Origin of the sequence: Lysinibacillus sp. FSL M8-0337 (assembly GCF_038593855.1) — a bacterium.
GTDB lineage: Bacteria > Bacillota > Bacilli > Bacillales_A > Planococcaceae > Lysinibacillus > Lysinibacillus sphaericus_D.
Genome location: NZ_CP151996.1, coordinates 4,172,594 through 4,190,251 on the forward strand (window position 1 = coordinate 4,172,594; position 17,658 = coordinate 4,190,251).

Sequence of the window (17,658 nt, forward strand, 5' to 3'; positions counted from 1 at the left end):
TAACAATTTTTATCAATTGTAGCATATTCTAAAACTAGAGTAAATTCATTCGTTCCGCAAGGTTTACTGCTTCTGTACGTGAATCTACATTGAGCAGGGAAAACAACTGTGTTAAATATCTTTCAGTTGTTCGTTGAGGAATATTTAATTCGATCGCTATTGCTTTATTTGTATGCCCTTTAGCAATCAACCTTAAAATTTTCTTTTCTTTTTCATTTAAATGTATATCGAGCTTTGCATCCTGCAATTTAAAGCGATTATCAAGAAAATCTAAGAAATTTTTTGGTAACACAATTTCACCATTGGCAATGGCTCGGACCGTCCGTAATATTTGTTCTTTAGATGCTGTCTTCGCTAAAATCCCCTCTATCTTTCTTTCCAAAATAAGTGGATAATAATCCGTAATATCATCCCCTGTATAAAGGATAATCGACGCGTCAACCTGTATAGCTTTAATATTTCGAGCTAAATGAATGCCATTTTCCAAAGGCATATTAATATCAATAAGATAAATATCATATGGCTTATTTTTTATTTTTGGAATGACAGAAGTTGCATCACTTTCCGTATCAACTAAAATATCTTCATTTTCTTTAAATAAATTTTTTGTTCCCTCTAACACAATAGGGTGATCATCCACTATGAGCATCGTTATCAAGTGTGTCACTTCCTTCTTTTACTGTAATTCTAATAAACATCCCTTTATTAATATGGGTTTCCATGTAAAAGTGTCCATTAAAGGCTTTGACACGCTCTTGCATACCACGAATCCCCATCGACTCTGCTACTATAATATCATTTACATTACAGCCTACCCCATCATCCTGATAAATGATTTCAAATCCATTGTCCATTTCCTTAAGGTGAATCTCAACTGTTGTCGCGTAGGAATGTTTCAGCGCATTGTTAAGTAATTCTTGAAATAGACGGTAAATCATTAAGTTCATTCGCTCATCCTCTAGATAGAGACGATCAATTGTATAGATTAACAAAAAGCTAGCTCTTTCTGTTACTTTTCGAATGAGTTTTTCTAAGGCAGCATTTAGCCCTAGTGTGTCTAATAGTGGGGGTTTTAGATTTTCACAATAAGCTCTTAAATCATGTAAAGATGTAACCATTTGTTGATGAATCTTTACAAGTTTTTGTTGAATTTCTAATGTATCTTTTGCATTTATTAAGACATCTATTTCTCGAGCAATATGGAGTTGCTCTTGTAAATTCGTATCATGCAATTCTTGAGCTAATTGATATTTTTCCTCTTCAAACCTTAACCACAGTAGTTTGTTTAGCCAAGGTAATTGACCATCATCTGCTTGCTTCATATGCTTTAGTTCCTCTAACAGTTCTTCCACCATTTTTGTATTTTCTATAAAATTATTTACATATAACAGAAGCAACTCGAGCCATAGTAGCTCTTCTTCTTTTAAATGAATTGAATTATTATGCCCCAATACTAAGGCTCTTTTGTAATGAGCATCTTGATGGAGGAAAGCTAGATAGACTTTGTCAAGTTTCCGTATTTCTCCTAGTTTTAAATCTTCCATTAACATAGGATTTATAGGAATCTTTCCCTCAACCGTTGAAGTAAATTGATTTGTGTCATAGTCATAGGTTAATACAAATACATGCTCAAGCTCAAGGTGCAGTGAAACTTCCTGTGCAAACCTTTCTAAAAGCTCATCTAATTTAATCGTTTTGCCAATTCTATCTACAGCAATATATAACTGATGTATATAATCACCTTTAGTAGAAAATAATATTTTGCGCTTGCGATAATCTACCTTCTCTTTTATGTAGAAAAGAACAACTAACGATAAAAAAGTAAACAATGAAATACCTGATATCACAGTCATCGTTAAAAATTTTCCAGCGATCCAATACAAACCAAAAGCAAACCACAAAGTAAATATTAAAGAAAATATTACATAGTACCGAAGTCTTGTAATGTGATATTCAATATCAAATAATCGTTCCGCTAGTTGAGTAAAAATAAAGCTAAATGGGATCAACAGTAAAAATAAAGCACTGATTTCAGCGGAAAGTATATATTGATTAAAAAATATAAGTGGAAATGCATAAAGAAACAAGAATGGAAGAAAAGGAATCATTACGCCATTTAACAAAATTTTCAACTGAGGTGATTTATATTTAAAATAGCTTAGCAATAAAATACCAAGTATAGTAATAAGAAAAAGTAAGAAAACAGTTAAAACAATATTTGAAAGGAAACCATGCAAGTCATAATAAATAATGCCAATGTAGCCAAATAGCATCGCTATAATAGGTAGTAGATAAAATAGTTTGATATTGTTAGAAAGTATCCAATTTGCCTTTAAAAAAACAAAATAATCTCTCAAGAAATGTAAAAACAATACTAAACATAATAGCATACTTCCTCGATTGACGATAATGCCTATACTGTTTAGACTGCCTGATGCGCCGCTACTAAGATAAGCTATGGAGACAGATAGCATAAATAAAATAAGCAATCTTAATAGCGAAGTGTTTTTTTGTTTACAATACAAATAAAGGACAATAAAAAATGTTAAAAAATAGTAACACCCTGGAATTACCAATACAAAATAAAAATGCTCAGTAAAATCTAAACTACTTACTTCTACGTCGATTGTTTGACCATCAGGCTTCAAAATAGTTAACGTATTTGCCGCCCTAATAACAAAATCATCTTTGACATAAGGAATTGCGTTAATTGGAACATTATCTATTTTTAAAATCATATCATTCGTCGAAATCTCTTGCCCATTCAATAATGGTCCATATGAATTTTCTACTACCCAGTTTCCATTTATTTCTTTAATATCTATACCCAAATAAGGCTTGCTATAAGTAACATATAGCAGGTAGAAACCTAGCAGAATGTAAACACTTATAGCAAGCATAAACCATTTTCGTATAATTATATTTAGTTCCAGATTGTATGTTGTAGACATAGTTCTTCTTCGAATGAGTCAAGTATAGCCTGTTGTTCAGTTGCTGAAAAACCAATTAATGCGACTTTCTGTTCTTTTAACAGTGATACTAGTGCTGGGTTTTGTTCTAGATACTGAATTACATTAATCATAAAAATCTCTCCTCATCTCATTAGTTTTATTAGGTATTCTTTACCTACTTTGTTTATAGCAACATTTTCGAGATTATTCAATGCTTTTAGCTTATAGAGGTTCTTAATCGTAATGGCATAACGTATTGCGCCACCATTTTGCAACTCATTTTCTATAGCATTTTTATCCAAAAATGTAACTATATCTTCATTATAATAGTTTATCACATATTTTGAAACACTATTATTTTGTGACATTAGATAAATAATTGGTAACGAATATTTTTTATTTAAAAGGTCATTCTTAGGGCCCCATGTTTTTAAACCTTGAATATCATTTTTTATTTGTTGAATAATACCTATATATTTTCCATAATCTTCTATTTCAGCAGTCATTTCTCCTTTGGCAAGTGCTTCACCGATAACACAACTCATTGCTGTTAGGGAACCTGATTTTTGATCAATCATTTGTAAATAGGATTGCTCATCTTGGCAATCATTGAGTACATCTAACTGCTGGCCACTAATACTTCGCAAAGCATATTCTTGTAATAATCGAAGGGCCATATTTTTATGTTCAAACGTAGTGTTATGTATAGCCTTAGATGACATAACGAGCATGGCTAATGCAACATTTAATGCAAGTTCGGGTGTTTTGCTCCAAATATAATCAGAATCCTTATCCTGTAAATCATCAATAATATCATAGGACAAAATTAGAAGTTCAATAGCTGCAGCGACTTTATAAATATCATCATTCAAACAATCTACAAATGCTTCATAATGCCAAAAACATAGTTTGCCAAACGAATAGCCTGTATCTACTTTTTCTGCTTTAAATCTTTTAAGCATTGTCTTTAATTCATCACCAAGCATTGCATCATTTTCAATAAGCATGTCTAAAGATTCATTAATGCGTCCATCTATATCCTTCAATAGCCCTCTTCCTCCTTAATTATATTATCAAATATTATATATATTATTGGTAATTAATTCTAGTATTTACAAGTTAAATGAATTAATGTCACCTTTTCTACTTATCACTAATAATAAAAACAAAAATACCGCCAAATAATGGCGGTATTTGAGAATAGCACGCCAGTTTTTTGTTAAAAAGTAGTAAAAAAAATGGCGGTATAATTACAGAGACCGCCATTTTTTTGGCGTTAACTGACCATTGAAATGGCGTCCGGACTGATGTTACGCTTAAGTTAGGTAAAATTAAAATTCTCCAAATTAGGAGTGATCGAAATGGCTAATGGAGTAAATAACACTATTCTAATACTTACAGAAACTTTTTCCTGCACAATTTATGTATCAGCAGAAGAAATCACTATTAAAAAACCTTCACACGAACAACAATCTATTGAACAACTAATTATTCAAGCAGAGCAACGAGCTTATCAAGAAACTTTAGCAGTATACAAACTTAAATCTACTCTATCCGACTCCATTTGTGATACATCTGGTTTTGAAGATACTTTTCAGCAAAAAATGGATGCTTATATGGCGCAATATAAGATTGTAAAAGTATCCGATGACGATTTGTTATTATTGTCTTTAGTGAGCCCTTTAACTTCTGGTTTGAATCTTCATACACCAATGATATATAAAGCTCCTCATTGTAGCATTATGTATGCTCGAGGAAAGCAAATACAATCTCTTAATAGCCATAGCATCGGCAGTAATACCGTAAAAAATGCAGACTTACCAACTGATGTTCAAAATACAGATTATATTGCCTCTACAAAGACTTTCAATTCTGTTACGAAGGCAAGTGAAGCTTATTATTACTGCCCAACTAATTTTACTGGATTATGCATTAATGAGAGCGGTATTTCTTTTAATATTACTTCGGCTTTCAACAGCTGGAATAAAACCTCCATCAAACATTAAACTGCTATTTCTAGTAAATACAACTTCATTAGGCTTCATAATGAATCGATTTTTATTGTTTACCTTATCATTTCACCCCTCAATTAAAAAACGGCGAGGTGTGGTGTGACACAAACAGAAACACCCTCTTGCCTACCTCTCCTTCGCACCCAATATTGATATATAAAGCAAAAAGAGGTGCCACAAATGACTTGTGACACCTCCCATTCTTATTAACCTTTTACATAGTAAACATCTTGTCCGCTTTCAATGATAAAGTCAGGTTTAGGCTTACCTGCATTTGCTTTATGACCAGCAATATGCTCAGGGCTCTTCTCCCAATTTTTCCATGCTTCTTCTGATTCCCAACGAACCATAATAAGCACTTCTTCATCGCCACGACGTACTTTTTTTACAAGGACTTGCTTGTCGATAAAACCTGGTTGTTGTTCAAGTAGTGATGGACCATCCTTTTTAGCTCCAAAACGCTCTACAACCTTATTGGCATTGCCTTCTGTAACGACCATACGTTTAATTTGAACAAACATATTAGTTAAACGCCTTTAAAATATCATCAGCTTTTGCAGTTTCTGATAATAAACCGCCACCTGATAGGTACCAATATTCTGGATTTAGATAGAAAATTTTACCGTTCTTAGCAGCGTTAGTAGCACTAACGATTTCATTTTCAATAGCAGCTTTCGTACCAGACTCACCTTCAGGGTTAACTGCCGCATCACGGTCAACTACGAATAACATATCTGGGTTTTTCTCACGTACGTACTCAAAGCTTACGTTATCACCATGTGTATCAACTTTAATTGTGTCATCAACAGCTTTTACACCAAATACATCATGAATAACACCAAAACGTGAACCAGGACCATATGCAGATAATGAACCTTCACTACCTAAAACGATTAAAGCTTTGTCTTCAGATGAAGCAGTTTTTGCTTTGATCTCTTCTACTTTCGCTTCATATGCAGCAAATGCATCAGCCGCTTCTTTTTCTTTACCGAAAATTTTACCAGCTAATTCAGTGTTTGTTTTGAATGATTCCATGAAATTCGTGTTATCTACACCAACGAATACAGTTGGCGCAATTTTAGATAATTCTGCGTAAGCAGCCGCTTGACGACCAGAAATAAAAATAATGTCTGGGCTCATAGAAGAAATTGCTTCAAAATCAGGCTCTTTTAAAGAACCAACATTTACATACGTAGTGTCAGCATATTTGCTTAAATAACTTGGTACTGCTTGTTGTGGCACACCTGCAACTTCAACGCCTAAAGCATCTAAAGTATCAAGGAAACCATAGTCAAATACAACAATATTTTTTGGTTGTTCTTTAAGTGTTACTTCTTCAAATGTATCTTCGCCCATTGTACTACCTGGGATTGTGATTGGGTAAGCAGCAGCCGCTTCACTTTGCTCTTCAGCGGGTTTATTATCTGTTGAACCTTTATCGTCTTCTTTTGATTCTTCTTTCGAACTACAAGCAGCTAATACTAAAAGCATCATTGCCATTAGCACAGTAAGTAATTTCCAATTCTTCATTGTGAAATGCTCCTTTAATGGTTTTTATATTTTTAGATAGGTATGACTATCTATTATTACTATGAGTTAAAATACACACAAATGCGACAGCCATTCTGCTCTTGAACAGGGATATCCATATCATAGATTTCCTTTAGTGCATCTGAGTTAATAATGTCATTCGTTGGACCATCTTTTACAACACGTCCATTTTTTAAAGCGACGATATAATCAGAATAGACAGATGCAAAGTTAATATCATGTAAAACAATGACAACCGTTTTTCCTAACTCATCGACCAACTTACGCAATATTTTCATGATTTGCACGGAATGCTTCATGTCCAAATTGTTAAGTGGCTCATCTAATAGAATATAGTCGGTGTCCTGTGCAATGACCATTGCAATAAATGCCCGTTGACGCTGACCACCCGATAATTCATCCAAGTAGTTATGCTGAATATCGTCTAAATTCATATATTGTATTGCCTCATCTACTTTTTGCTCATCCTCTGGTTTTAGGTTCCCTTTTGAATAAGGAAAACGACCAAATGATACGAGTTCGCGTATGGTTAGACGTACATTCATGTAGTTTGACTGCTTTAAAATCGATACGCGCTTTGCAAAGTCATCGGATTTCCAGCGACGCACATCCGACTTATCCAGTAGTACTTCTCCAGTGTCTGCATTCAGTAAACGGCTTACCATTGAAAGCAATGTTGATTTACCTGCACCATTCGGTCCGATAAAAGACGTAATTTTCCCTGGCGCAACGTCTACACTAACATCTTGAATGACAGGCTTTTTCCCAAAAAACTTAGAAATTTCTTTTACTTGGATCATCCTGCTGACCTACTTTCCTTCAATAATAAGTAGATGAAGTACACACCACCTACAAAGTTGATAATGACGCTAAGTGTTGTATCGAAGTTAAAAATACGTTCGACCATCCACTGTCCACCGACTAAAGCAACAATACTCATCACACAAGAGCCTGCGATTAACACAGAGTGCTTGTACGTCTTGAAAAACTGATACGATAAATTCGCTACGATTAAGCCAAAGAATGTAATAGGCCCAACAAGAGCTGTAGAAACGGCAATTAATATAGAAGATAGAATAAGCATGCGCTGTACAAGCTTATCATAAGGTACTCCTAGGTTTATCGCAGTATCACGACCAAGGGACATCACATCAAGTTGGCTCATATGACGCCATCCGTATACAAAAGTTCCGACAATCACAAAACCTGCTAACCATACTAAATCTGAATTCACATTATTAAAGCTGGCGAACATTTTACTTTGTAAGCTTAAGAACTCGTTAGGATCAATTAATACTTGGAAGAATGTTGTGACACTTCCTAAAAACGTTCCGACAATCATTCCGACTAGCAGCAGGAAGTAAATCGGTCGTTTCCCTTCTTTGAACAATACCCGATAGAAAATTAGTGCAAAAATTACCATAGCTGTAACAGCTAACAAGAAATTATATTGCGCGTTAATAACGAATATGGACATAGAACCAAAGAAGTAATAAATTATTGTTTGCACCATCATATATAACGCATCAAGTCCCATAACACTTGGTGTTAATATACGATTATGTGTAATCGTTTGGAATACCACTGTGGAATATGCAATGGCAATTCCCGTTAATGCCATCGCCACCACTTTAATGAGGCGACGAGGGAACGCATAATGATAGTTCCCATTTAGTTCATAAAAGACATACAGTAACATAGCAATTACTGCTAAACCTAGTAATATCAACATTTTGGTACGGTTACGCATATGCTCTCCCCCTAAACAACATAAATAGGAAGATGGCACTTCCGATGACGCCGACCGTCATACTAATCGGAATTTCATAAGGGAAAATCAAGACGCGTCCTAAAATATCACATAATAATAGGAATGACATTCCGAGTAATGCTGTATGTGGTAATGTCTTTGCAAGGTTATCCCCTTTGAATAGCGATATGATATTTGGAATAATTAATCCAAGGAAAGGAATCACACCAACAGTTAATACCACTGTAGTTGTTACGAGTGCTACTAACACTAGACCTAAATTCACAACGAATTTATAGGAAAGACCAAGATTTTTTGCAAAATCTTCACCCATACCAGCCACTGTGAAACGATTCGCATAAATGTAAGCTAAAATTAGAACAGGTACACTTATGTATAAAAGCTCATAACGACCTTTCATTATTAAAGAGAAATCTCCTTGTAACCATGCAGTAATGTTTTGGATTATATCTGCCTTATACGCAAAGAATGTCGTAATCGACGAAAGAATATTTCCGAACATTAAGCCAATAAGCGGTATAAAAATCGCATCTTTAAACTTTATTCGATTTAATATTTGCATAAACAATAATGTGCCGGCTAAAGCAAATATGAAAGCGAAGGAAATTTTTTGGAAGTACGTGACATTCGTAAATAACATCATTGAAATTAGGACGCCTAATTTCGTAGCATCTAAAGTTCCTGCTGTAGTTGGTGACACGAACTTATTCCTACTTAAGCTTTGCATAATTAAACCAGCAATACTCATACCTGCACCTGCTAGCAAAATTGCTACAAGTCTTGGTACACGACTAATAATAAATAGTCTAGTTTCTTCTGAACCGAAGTCTAATAAGTCACTTGGCTTAATATTTACTACACCAATGAATAGCGACACAATAGACAACACAACAGTTGCTGTTAAAAGATATCTTATTTTCATTGTAATCCCCGGTAGATTCATTTTTGCTTGTAATTAATTATCGGATGAAAATGATTATCATTACTCACGATTCTCATTATAAGCATCTTTCTATTATCAGTCAACCAACTATTGAGAATTGTTCTCGTTTTAAGTGGAAATACTTGAAAACTTTGATTTTTCAACAATAATATTGGCTAAACGACTTATTTTTTATTGCATTTCAACGCGCTCCCAAACCCGCAAGTTCCTCCAAAATAAAAAGGTAATTGAGAATGGCGTAGCTTTTCCTTCTCAATTACCTTTTAATTACACTACTCGTCTTATACCTCGTAGCCATGCAAAAATAATAGACCCCACCAAAATAAACCCTACATAGCCCATCACTGCATATAATTTTGATACAAGTGTCGTAAAGCCCACTAAGCTTGCCAAAAATCCTAAACCACCCATAAAAATTACAGCAACCTTAAAGCTAGGCTTTGTCGGTTTAAAAAATCGTACCGTAAATGAATAAAACATTCCTACCGCTGTATTGTAAATCATTCCTAATAATGAAAATGACATTAATAACCCTACGATTGGATGAATTTCATTTGCCAACGCTAACATTGGAATATCTACCCCGACAATAACGTTCATTTTAGCAAGAAGAGAAAAATGAATAAGTAGAATGAGCGCGCCTAACAACAGTCCACCAATAATGCCACCCATACCTGCAATTCGTTCATTACGGATTGCACCACACATCACTGTAAGGAGCGAGAAGCATACGCCGATATTAAAAGACATATAGAGCAAAGCCGTTACCCACCAGCTTTTAGAGGATGTTTGTAACTGCTGTTCTGCTATTGTTGCTTGCTCCGCAAACGATAAATCCATCGTAGCTATTGAATAGACTGCAATAATTGTTACGACAGCTAATAAATAAGGCGTTGCAATTGCAATAATATTAATAATGCTTTTTACATTCATCATTACTGTCATCATGGTAAGGGCAATCATACAAATGCTCCCCAGCCATACAGGTAGTCCAAACATTTGCTCAAAGGTAGCGCCAGCACCAGCAAACATAATGACTGATACACCAAACAAAAATAGCGATAACACAAAGTCCATTAAAAAGCCGATCGTATTACCTGAAATTTGATAAATCAAATCCTTATGAGACGTTGTCTGCAATCTCGAACTTATTTGTGCTATACACATTCCCACAAAGGCAAACCACAGTGTCGCCAAAAGAGCACCTAAAATCCCCTTATTGCCATAACTCGTGAAATATTGAATGATTTCTTGTCCTGATGCAAACCCCGCACCGACGATAATTCCTACATAAGCACCGCCGATTTGTAAGCTCTTTTTCAATCACTTCTCTCCTCGACTATTTATGCAATACTAACAATCATGATGGAAAATATGCCAAGCTCTATTACCCTTTATAGATTTTTTTGCTAATTGTTAATTTATCAATAATATCTAAATTCGGCTTATAGCCGATACCGATGCTCTGTGGCACACGAATATGCCCATCTTCTACTATGATTTCTGGTGTAACAATATCCTCGTACCAATAATGGCTAGAACCTGCGGTATCACCAGGCAGTACAAAATTAGAAAGCGCTGTTAAAGCGATATTATGTGCTCGTCCGATGCCCGCTTCTAACATACCCCCACACCAAACAGGAATAGCATGTTGTTGGCAATAGTCATGTATTTTTTTGGCTTCTGTTATGCCGCCTACACGCCCAATTTTAATGTTGATTACACCACAGCTACCTAGCTCAATTGCTTTCCTAGCATCTTCTAGTGATGTAATGCTTTCATCTAAGCAGATTGGTGTTTTCAACTGCTTTTGAAGCTTGGCATGATCGATAATATCGTCTGCTGCAAGTGGTTGCTCAATCATTAGCAGATTAAATGCATCCAGCTGCTGTAGCACTTCGATATCATTTAATGTATACGCTGAGTTTGCATCCGCCATTAACGGCAAATTAGGAAATGCGGCACGAATAGCCCGAATGACTTCGACATCGTAGCCCGGTTTTATTTTTACCTTTACTCGTTTATAGCCTTTTTCCACATAGTCCTTTATTAGCTCTAATAGCTTTTCAGTACTAGATTGAATGCCTACACTAATGCCTACATCAATAAGGTCCTTGCTTCCACCTAATGCATGGGCGAGAGATTGCTTTGTTTGCTGAGCATAAATGTCCCACACTGCACCTTCAATCGAGGCTTTAGCCATGCCATTACGCCGAATAGAGGCGAACAAGGTACTAACCTCATCTGGATGTGCAATGTCTTTATGTAGCAAAGCAGGCATTAAAAAGTCCTCTAACATATGCCACGTCGTTTTTAGTGTTTCCTCTGTATACCAAGGTGCTACAAAAGCAACTGTCTCACCCCATCCAATTGTGCCACTTGCATCCTTCACCTCTAAAAGCAATAGCTCTTTTTCGGCAACAGTACCAAAGCTCGTTGTAAACGGTGCCTTCATTGGCATTTTTAAATGCCTAATCGTAATTTCTTCTATTCTCACAAACGTCACTCCTTATCCATATTATAAAGCCAATAAAGAGCGTCTGACCAACAGATAAAAATGAACGTATTCTTTGTGCTTTTTCACACGAACAATTGCATATTCTTGCTCAAAAAAGGTTGTTAAAATCGTACGAATCTTATAACGCCAGTCCTCCGCTAATTTAGGACTCTCCACTTTTATCTTTTGCAAATGCTGTGGAATTGGCACTAAATAAGCGTCCTTATAAAATTGTTGCTTACTATCGAATTCACCATCTTGATCGAGCACAGGCAATCCGTCGACTGTCAGCGACCACGATGCTATTTGTTCTGCCACTTCTTCTAGCTCATCTAAACAATCGTCTGCATGATTGCGCTCAATCCACCATTCGACTGCAATCCTGTCCGAAGGTAGTCCATCATTAAAATCGTCTTGCAGTGGACCGTAATAATCCACCTCATACTGATTACTAAAAGCACTAAGCTTTAAGAACGTTAAATTTGCTAAACGCGCTTCTAATGGATCAATTAACCAGCGAACAAGTTGAAATCCGTTCTCTCTTGCATACTCTTGTTGGGCATGCTTCAATAGTTCTCCCACACCTTGTTCACGATATGTTTTGTCAACACCAATCATGTGTGAGTGTAAATACATTTTTCCGTCCAAATAGCCTACAAAGCAGTAATTAAAACCAATTAGCCGACTTTCAAGAAAAGCACCCAACAATAATCCACCGTTTTGTACAGCCGCTAAAATTTGATGCGATGGAATTGCCTGACTCCCCCAAATTTCAGCATTTAAGCATTGCACCTCAGCAATCTCCGCAGGTGTCATCATTTTTTTAATAACAACGTTTTTTAACATGTTCTGATGCCTCCTTTATGGTTCTAGTTCTAATGCTCCTAACACAGCGTTTGTCAGAATTTCGACTCCTGTTACAAGTCTTGCCTGTTTAAATTTCATTTTTGGATGATGTAGCCCTGGTGTTAATCCGCAACCTAGACCGAGCATAGTTGATTTTAAGTGCGGACGTTGCACCGCATAATGATGAAAATCCTCTCCTCCTGGGGTATGTACAGGCTTACGTAAATTAGACAATCCAGCAGCCTTTACAATAGCTTGCTCCATAATATATTGAGCCGTCGTATCTACCTCAGCAGCAACAATATTAGCAACTGTTCGTAATTCAATTTGCACTTTATGCAATATTTTTGAAGAATCAATTACGCGCTTTACACCTAGAGCGAGTGTCTCCATAACATCGTTGCGTTGTGCTCGTATATCAATAGTAAAGGCGGCTTTTCCCGGAATTATATTGCCTGAAGCTCCTCCTGCTTGAAATTTTGTCATCTTAATGGAGACAGGCACCATTGGATCTGTATGAATTGTACGTAAATCCTCTATTATCGTTGCCCCTACTTCAATTGCATTTACACCGAGATGCGGCCTTGCTGCATGGGCGTCCTCGCCTATGATTTCCCCTTCCAGTAAACGGGATGCGCCGTGATACAACGCTGCACAGTATGTACCATCTTCAAGCTCATGGACAGGTCTTAAATGGACGCCAAATAAATAATCTAAATCATCAATAATACCTTCTTCTAGAACAGCTAATGCGCCCGTTCCTTTTTCTTCAGCTGGTTGAAAAATAACACGTACTGTTCCTTTTAATAATTGAGATTGCTCTTTCAATAGTAAGAGTGCACCAATTGCCATTGTCATATGACCATCATGTCCACAGGAATGATTCGCTCTAAACTCACCATCTACTTCTTGCCATAATGCATCAATATCCGTACGTAAGCCCACTTTGGGATTTCCCTTGCCGATATCAACATAAAGCCCTGTACAATTTTTAAAGCGTTGTGGGGAAAATCCTTCACGCGTCAACAAATCAACAATATAATTTGTTGTCTCTACCTCTTTCCAGCTTATTTCTGGGTGTGCATGTAAATACGTGAAAATCTCCATTAATCTTGGCCTCAAACGATCCAATGCTTCTTTCATGACAACCACCCCCTTAAAATTGTTACTAGTAAGATTATTATAACGAAAAATAGTCCTATTCTACAGAAAATTAAATTATCTTCTAGCTAATAGACTACACAAAAGACAAAAAAGATGCGTAGCAATGTCTTTTAGTTTTGTTGCGACTGACGATGTATCCGCGGAAAACACCATTTTAGTGGACAACAACACTTTTCTCTATTATGCAAAATAAACGAAACCTTAGCTGTTTATTCTTTTGCAGTAAACAATAAATAGAATCTTGTACTAGTTGTTGGGAGTGGAGGCGGTGACTCCTGTGGGAATGCACGTAGCGTAAGACGCAATGAACCGCGCGCTAGCGAGGGTTGCGGCTTACGTGTGTGCCCGCGGAAAGCACCACCGTAGCGGACAAAACGCCATAGCAAAAAAGTGCTAGATTGATGACAGTCAATCTAACACTTTTCTCTATTATCCCAGCATATTCAACTAATTAATGCCTCGCATCGCTTTAGAAATAATCGGTGAAAGTACTAATAAGAGTATGCCAATAAGAATTGACAATGATCCTAAAAATCCGAAATATGTGAATTCACTTACAACCTCATATACCTTAACTAGTTGAGCGTTAATCGCTTGAGCCGCAGCACTAGTTAAAAACCACAGTGACATTGTTTGTGCAGCAAAAGCTTGTGGAGCTAATTTCGTTGTTGCAGACAGACCTACAGGAGATAATAATAATTCCCCAACTACTACTAAAAAGAATGATAATACTAACCACAACGGACTAACTAAAGCTTGTCCACCAGATAGATGTGCCGGAATCATCATCACTAAAAATGATAATCCTGCAAAGAATAGTGAATAAGAAAATTTACGTGGTGTGGATGGTTGCTTATCGCCCCATTTTAGCCATAACATCGCAAATAGTGGTGATAATGTAATAACAAATAAAGGATTTAGTGATTGGAACCAAGATGATTCCAACTGGAAGCCACCAAGATTTAACTGTGTACGCTCATCTGCATACGTCGCAAGGATTGTTGCACCTTGCTCTTGAATAGCCCAAAACATAACTGCCGCTAAAAACAGCGGAATGTATGCAAGAAGACGAGATTTCTCATCTTTCGTTGTTTTCTTACTACGGTACATATAAATAAAGAAAGCTGTTGGAATAAGCACCCCAAGAATAGTAATAAGTAAACTAAAGACATTCATCGTTAGCATACCAGTTTTAATGCCGATGCCACCTAAGACAAGAATAATTAGCGCTACAATAGCGAATTGTGTAAAGACTTTTTTACGTTCTTCTGGTTGTAACGGGTTATTTACTTGTAAGCCCGCTAATCCTAGATATTTTTTCTCTGTTACTTTAAAAACAATTAAACCAATTAACATACCAACGGCTGCTAAACTAAAGCCTAAATGGAAACTATACTTTTGTCCAATTGTTCCGACAATAAACGGCGCAATGAATGCACCCATATTAATGCCCATATAGAAAATCGAGAACCCTGCATCACGACGACTATCTGTTTCAGCATAAATATCCCCTACAATACTTGAGACATTCGGTTTTAATAAACCAGTACCGATAACAATAAACGCCATCGACACAAATAACATTGTCACACCGCCAGGGAATGCTAGCAGGAAGTGACCTATCATAATTAACACGCCACCATAAAAAATCGTTTTACGTGTACCTAAAAGTCGATCGGCTATCCAGCCACCAATAATACCCGACATATAAACAAGGGAACCATATATGGCCATAATGGAGTTCGCTGTACCGCGATCAAGACCTAATCCACCTTCATTTAATTCATAATACATGAAGAAAATTAGAATCGCTCGCATCCCATAGTATGAAAAACGTTCCCAAAATTCTGTGAAAAATAATGTAAAGAGCCCCTTAGGGTGTCCGACAAAACCATTTTGAGGGACGGATTTTACAATTTCATCTTTAGTAGACATAACAATATCCTCTCCCATTTTATTATTCCTTAAAAATATTATTACCCATTAGTAAGGATAAAAAACTATGTTTCACCATACTAAAGCGTTTTAGTCACTTTATCAAGAGTTTTAAAAAATGTTGAAAATTTATCAGTTTTCTCTATATTCAGATTGATTAGATGATATTTTCTTAAATATATTGAAATATCTACGTTTTCGCACTTTTTGCTTTATAAAAGAATAAAATATTAATATAATATTTCAAAATACTATATAATCAGAAAATATTTTTTTATGCAAATAAAAAAATCAATGGCGATAATCACCATTGATTGTTCATTATTTCAAAATGCATTATTACCAATTAATAGAAGTTATAACAAGTGCTTTGCGACCTTATCTCAACGCACAAGCTTTATTCCGTTATATGTGTCACTTCCATAGAAATAAGCTAAGCCCCTTTTCTAGCTACGTGTTAGCTCACTTACATTTAATTCTATGTTATTTAACTACAAAATGTTGATATTTTGCGTAATCGGCTTCTTTTGCTTCAAGCTTTAATAATGTCCCTGCTTCTTCATATGCCGTTTCATAAATCGTCGCATTTTCATTTAAATAAGAAACAACATTTCCTTGCTCATATGGAATAAGCATTTTACAAGTTACATAATCAGAAAAAATATGCTGACGTATAATTTGTAAAAGTTCGTCTAAACCATTGCCTTGCTTTGCAGAAATCCAAATATTGTCCCCACTGATAACAGGATACGGCACATTTGCTAAGTCCGCCTTATTATATACATAAATAGTAGGGATTCCCTCCACTCCAACCGCTTTTAACGTTTCATTTGTAACATCCATCATAAAGCCATGCTCTGCATTTGAAACATCTACAACGTGGAGCAATAAATCTGCATCCCGCGCTTCTTCTAATGTTGAACGAAACGCTTTTACTAGATGATGCGGTAACTTACTAATAAAGCCAACTGTATCTGTTAATAAAAACGATTTCTTATCATGTAATTCAATATAACGGACAGACGTTTCGAGTGTAGCAAATAGCATATCCTTCTCAAATACTTGTTTATGATCCTCTTGTCCAATTTTAGCAAGCAGCTGGTTCATGATCGTTGATTTGCCAGCATTCGTATAGCCCACAATAGACACAACGGGTACAGCATTTTTTCTTCTTTGTTTTCGTTGAGTTTCTCGTTGCTCCATTACTTGCTCGAGCTCTTTTTTTATTTTAGAAATTTGATCTTCAATTTTTCGTCGATCTAACTCAAGCTTGGTCTCACCTGCTCCACGGTTTTTAAAACCGCCACCAGTACCACCACCTTGACGGCTTAGGGAAGCATGTAAACCGACTAAACGCGGAAGCATATATTGAAGTTGCGCCAGCTCAACTTGCATTTGTGCTTCACGTGTTTTGGCACGGCGTCCAAAAATATCTAAAATTAACATCGTCCGATCAATGACTTTTGTCTCTAAATCGCGCTCTAAATTACGGATTTGTGAAGGTGATAATTCATCATTAAAAATCACAAGATTAGCTTGTGCTTCTTCATAAAAACTTTTTATCTCTTCGATTTTACCTGTCCCGACATAATGAGATGGTGTGACTCGCTCTAAATTTTGCGTGACGATACCCATCACTTCCACATTTAAAGCTTCAGCTAAATTAGTAAGCTCCTCCATCGAATACTCAAAATGTTTATCATTACGTAAATTAACACCAACTAATATGGCCTTTTCTAACAATACATCTACTTCTTTCAATTTATCCATTCACAATCCTCCCACCAACGCCTTGGTGTTGCTATAACAAATTTTCTTCATCTTACCATATAATACCCGAAACTGTGTCTTTTAGTCGGCAAGGATTCCTTCCACCGCAGCGTTATTTATATAGCACATACTTCAAAGTCGAATCATCAAAAATAGTCTGCTCATTATAAAAAAACAAATGCGCCCTAGACTAGAAAATTGGGCGCATGCTTTAATGT

The 17,658-nt window shown here is 36.0% G+C and carries 16 protein-coding genes; 1 reads left to right on the forward strand and 15 read right to left on the reverse strand.

The window, feature by feature from the left end:
* Positions 1 to 34 precede the first annotated feature (34 nt).
* Genes MKY08_RS20305 through MKY08_RS20320 form a run of 4 tightly spaced genes read right to left on the reverse strand, consistent with a single transcriptional unit; the run spans position 35 to position 3,997 of the window.
* Positions 35 to 649 (reverse strand): response regulator transcription factor, encoded by a 615-nt coding sequence (locus MKY08_RS20305; RefSeq protein WP_256093115.1) that lies wholly within the window; start codon positions 647 to 649, stop codon positions 35 to 37.
* A complete protein-coding gene (locus tag MKY08_RS20310; RefSeq protein WP_069509010.1) occupies positions 633 to 2,900 on the reverse strand; it encodes an ATP-binding protein in 2,268 nt (755 codons plus the stop codon). The genes MKY08_RS20305 and MKY08_RS20310 overlap by 17 nt, the downstream gene beginning before the upstream one ends.
* 23 nt (positions 2,901 to 2,923) lie before the next feature.
* Positions 2,924 to 3,082 (reverse strand): competence pheromone ComX, encoded by a 159-nt coding sequence (gene comX / locus MKY08_RS20315; RefSeq protein ID WP_069508875.1) that lies wholly within the window; start codon positions 3,080 to 3,082, stop codon positions 2,924 to 2,926.
* A 12-nt stretch (positions 3,083 to 3,094) separates the two neighbouring features.
* Positions 3,095 to 3,997, reverse strand: coding sequence for a polyprenyl synthetase family protein (locus tag MKY08_RS20320; RefSeq protein ID WP_069508872.1), 903 nt, complete (start codon positions 3,995 to 3,997; stop codon positions 3,095 to 3,097).
* Between the two features lie 315 nt (positions 3,998 to 4,312).
* Between MKY08_RS20320 and MKY08_RS20325 the strand changes: the two genes are divergently transcribed.
* A complete protein-coding gene (locus MKY08_RS20325) occupies positions 4,313 to 4,957 on the forward strand; it encodes a hypothetical protein (RefSeq protein ID WP_069508870.1) in 645 nt (214 codons plus the stop codon).
* A gap of 212 nt (positions 4,958 to 5,169) precedes the next feature.
* On the opposite strand, the gene MKY08_RS20330 is transcribed toward MKY08_RS20325, so the two are convergent.
* The 11 genes from MKY08_RS20330 to hflX all read right to left on the reverse strand — a co-directional run bounded on the left by MKY08_RS20330 (position 5,170) and on the right by hflX (position 17,440).
* A complete protein-coding gene (locus MKY08_RS20330) occupies positions 5,170 to 5,484 on the reverse strand; it encodes an antibiotic biosynthesis monooxygenase (RefSeq protein ID WP_024361366.1) in 315 nt (104 codons plus the stop codon).
* A gap of 1 nt (position 5,485) precedes the next feature.
* Entirely contained in the window at positions 5,486 to 6,493 is a 1,008-nt protein-coding gene (locus MKY08_RS20335; protein WP_069508868.1) for a siderophore ABC transporter substrate-binding protein, read from the reverse strand.
* Between the two features lie 59 nt (positions 6,494 to 6,552).
* Positions 6,553 to 7,314 (reverse strand): ABC transporter ATP-binding protein, encoded by a 762-nt coding sequence (locus MKY08_RS20340; protein ID WP_069508866.1) that lies wholly within the window; start codon positions 7,312 to 7,314, stop codon positions 6,553 to 6,555.
* Positions 7,311 to 8,264, reverse strand: a complete 954-nt coding sequence (locus MKY08_RS20345; RefSeq protein ID WP_069508864.1) for an iron chelate uptake ABC transporter family permease subunit — start codon at positions 8,262 to 8,264, stop codon at positions 7,311 to 7,313. Before MKY08_RS20345 ends, MKY08_RS20340 begins: the two co-directional genes overlap by 4 nt.
* Positions 8,257 to 9,207: an ABC transporter permease gene (locus tag MKY08_RS20350; RefSeq protein ID WP_069508862.1), complete on the reverse strand. Its 951-nt coding sequence runs from the start codon at positions 9,205 to 9,207 to the stop codon at positions 8,257 to 8,259. The genes MKY08_RS20345 and MKY08_RS20350 overlap by 8 nt, the downstream gene beginning before the upstream one ends.
* A gap of 288 nt (positions 9,208 to 9,495) precedes the next feature.
* Positions 9,496 to 10,551, reverse strand: coding sequence for a hypothetical protein (locus tag MKY08_RS20355; protein ID WP_069508860.1), 1,056 nt, complete (start codon positions 10,549 to 10,551; stop codon positions 9,496 to 9,498).
* Between the two features lie 64 nt (positions 10,552 to 10,615).
* The gene (gene menC, locus MKY08_RS20360) at positions 10,616 to 11,725 is read right to left on the reverse strand and encodes an o-succinylbenzoate synthase (RefSeq protein ID WP_069508858.1); all 1,110 of its coding nucleotides are present in this window, start codon (positions 11,723 to 11,725) and stop codon (positions 10,616 to 10,618) included.
* Between the two features lie 21 nt (positions 11,726 to 11,746).
* Entirely contained in the window at positions 11,747 to 12,571 is an 825-nt protein-coding gene (locus MKY08_RS20365; RefSeq protein ID WP_069508856.1) for a GNAT family N-acetyltransferase, read from the reverse strand.
* A gap of 15 nt (positions 12,572 to 12,586) precedes the next feature.
* A complete protein-coding gene (locus tag MKY08_RS20370) occupies positions 12,587 to 13,714 on the reverse strand; it encodes a M20 peptidase aminoacylase family protein (RefSeq protein WP_069508854.1) in 1,128 nt (375 codons plus the stop codon).
* Between the two features lie 468 nt (positions 13,715 to 14,182).
* Positions 14,183 to 15,670: a peptide MFS transporter gene (locus MKY08_RS20375; RefSeq protein WP_069509007.1), complete on the reverse strand. Its 1,488-nt coding sequence runs from the start codon at positions 15,668 to 15,670 to the stop codon at positions 14,183 to 14,185.
* A gap of 483 nt (positions 15,671 to 16,153) precedes the next feature.
* A complete protein-coding gene (gene hflX, locus MKY08_RS20380) occupies positions 16,154 to 17,440 on the reverse strand; it encodes a GTPase HflX (protein WP_069507985.1) in 1,287 nt (428 codons plus the stop codon).
* Between the last annotated feature and the right edge of the window lie 218 nt (positions 17,441 to 17,658).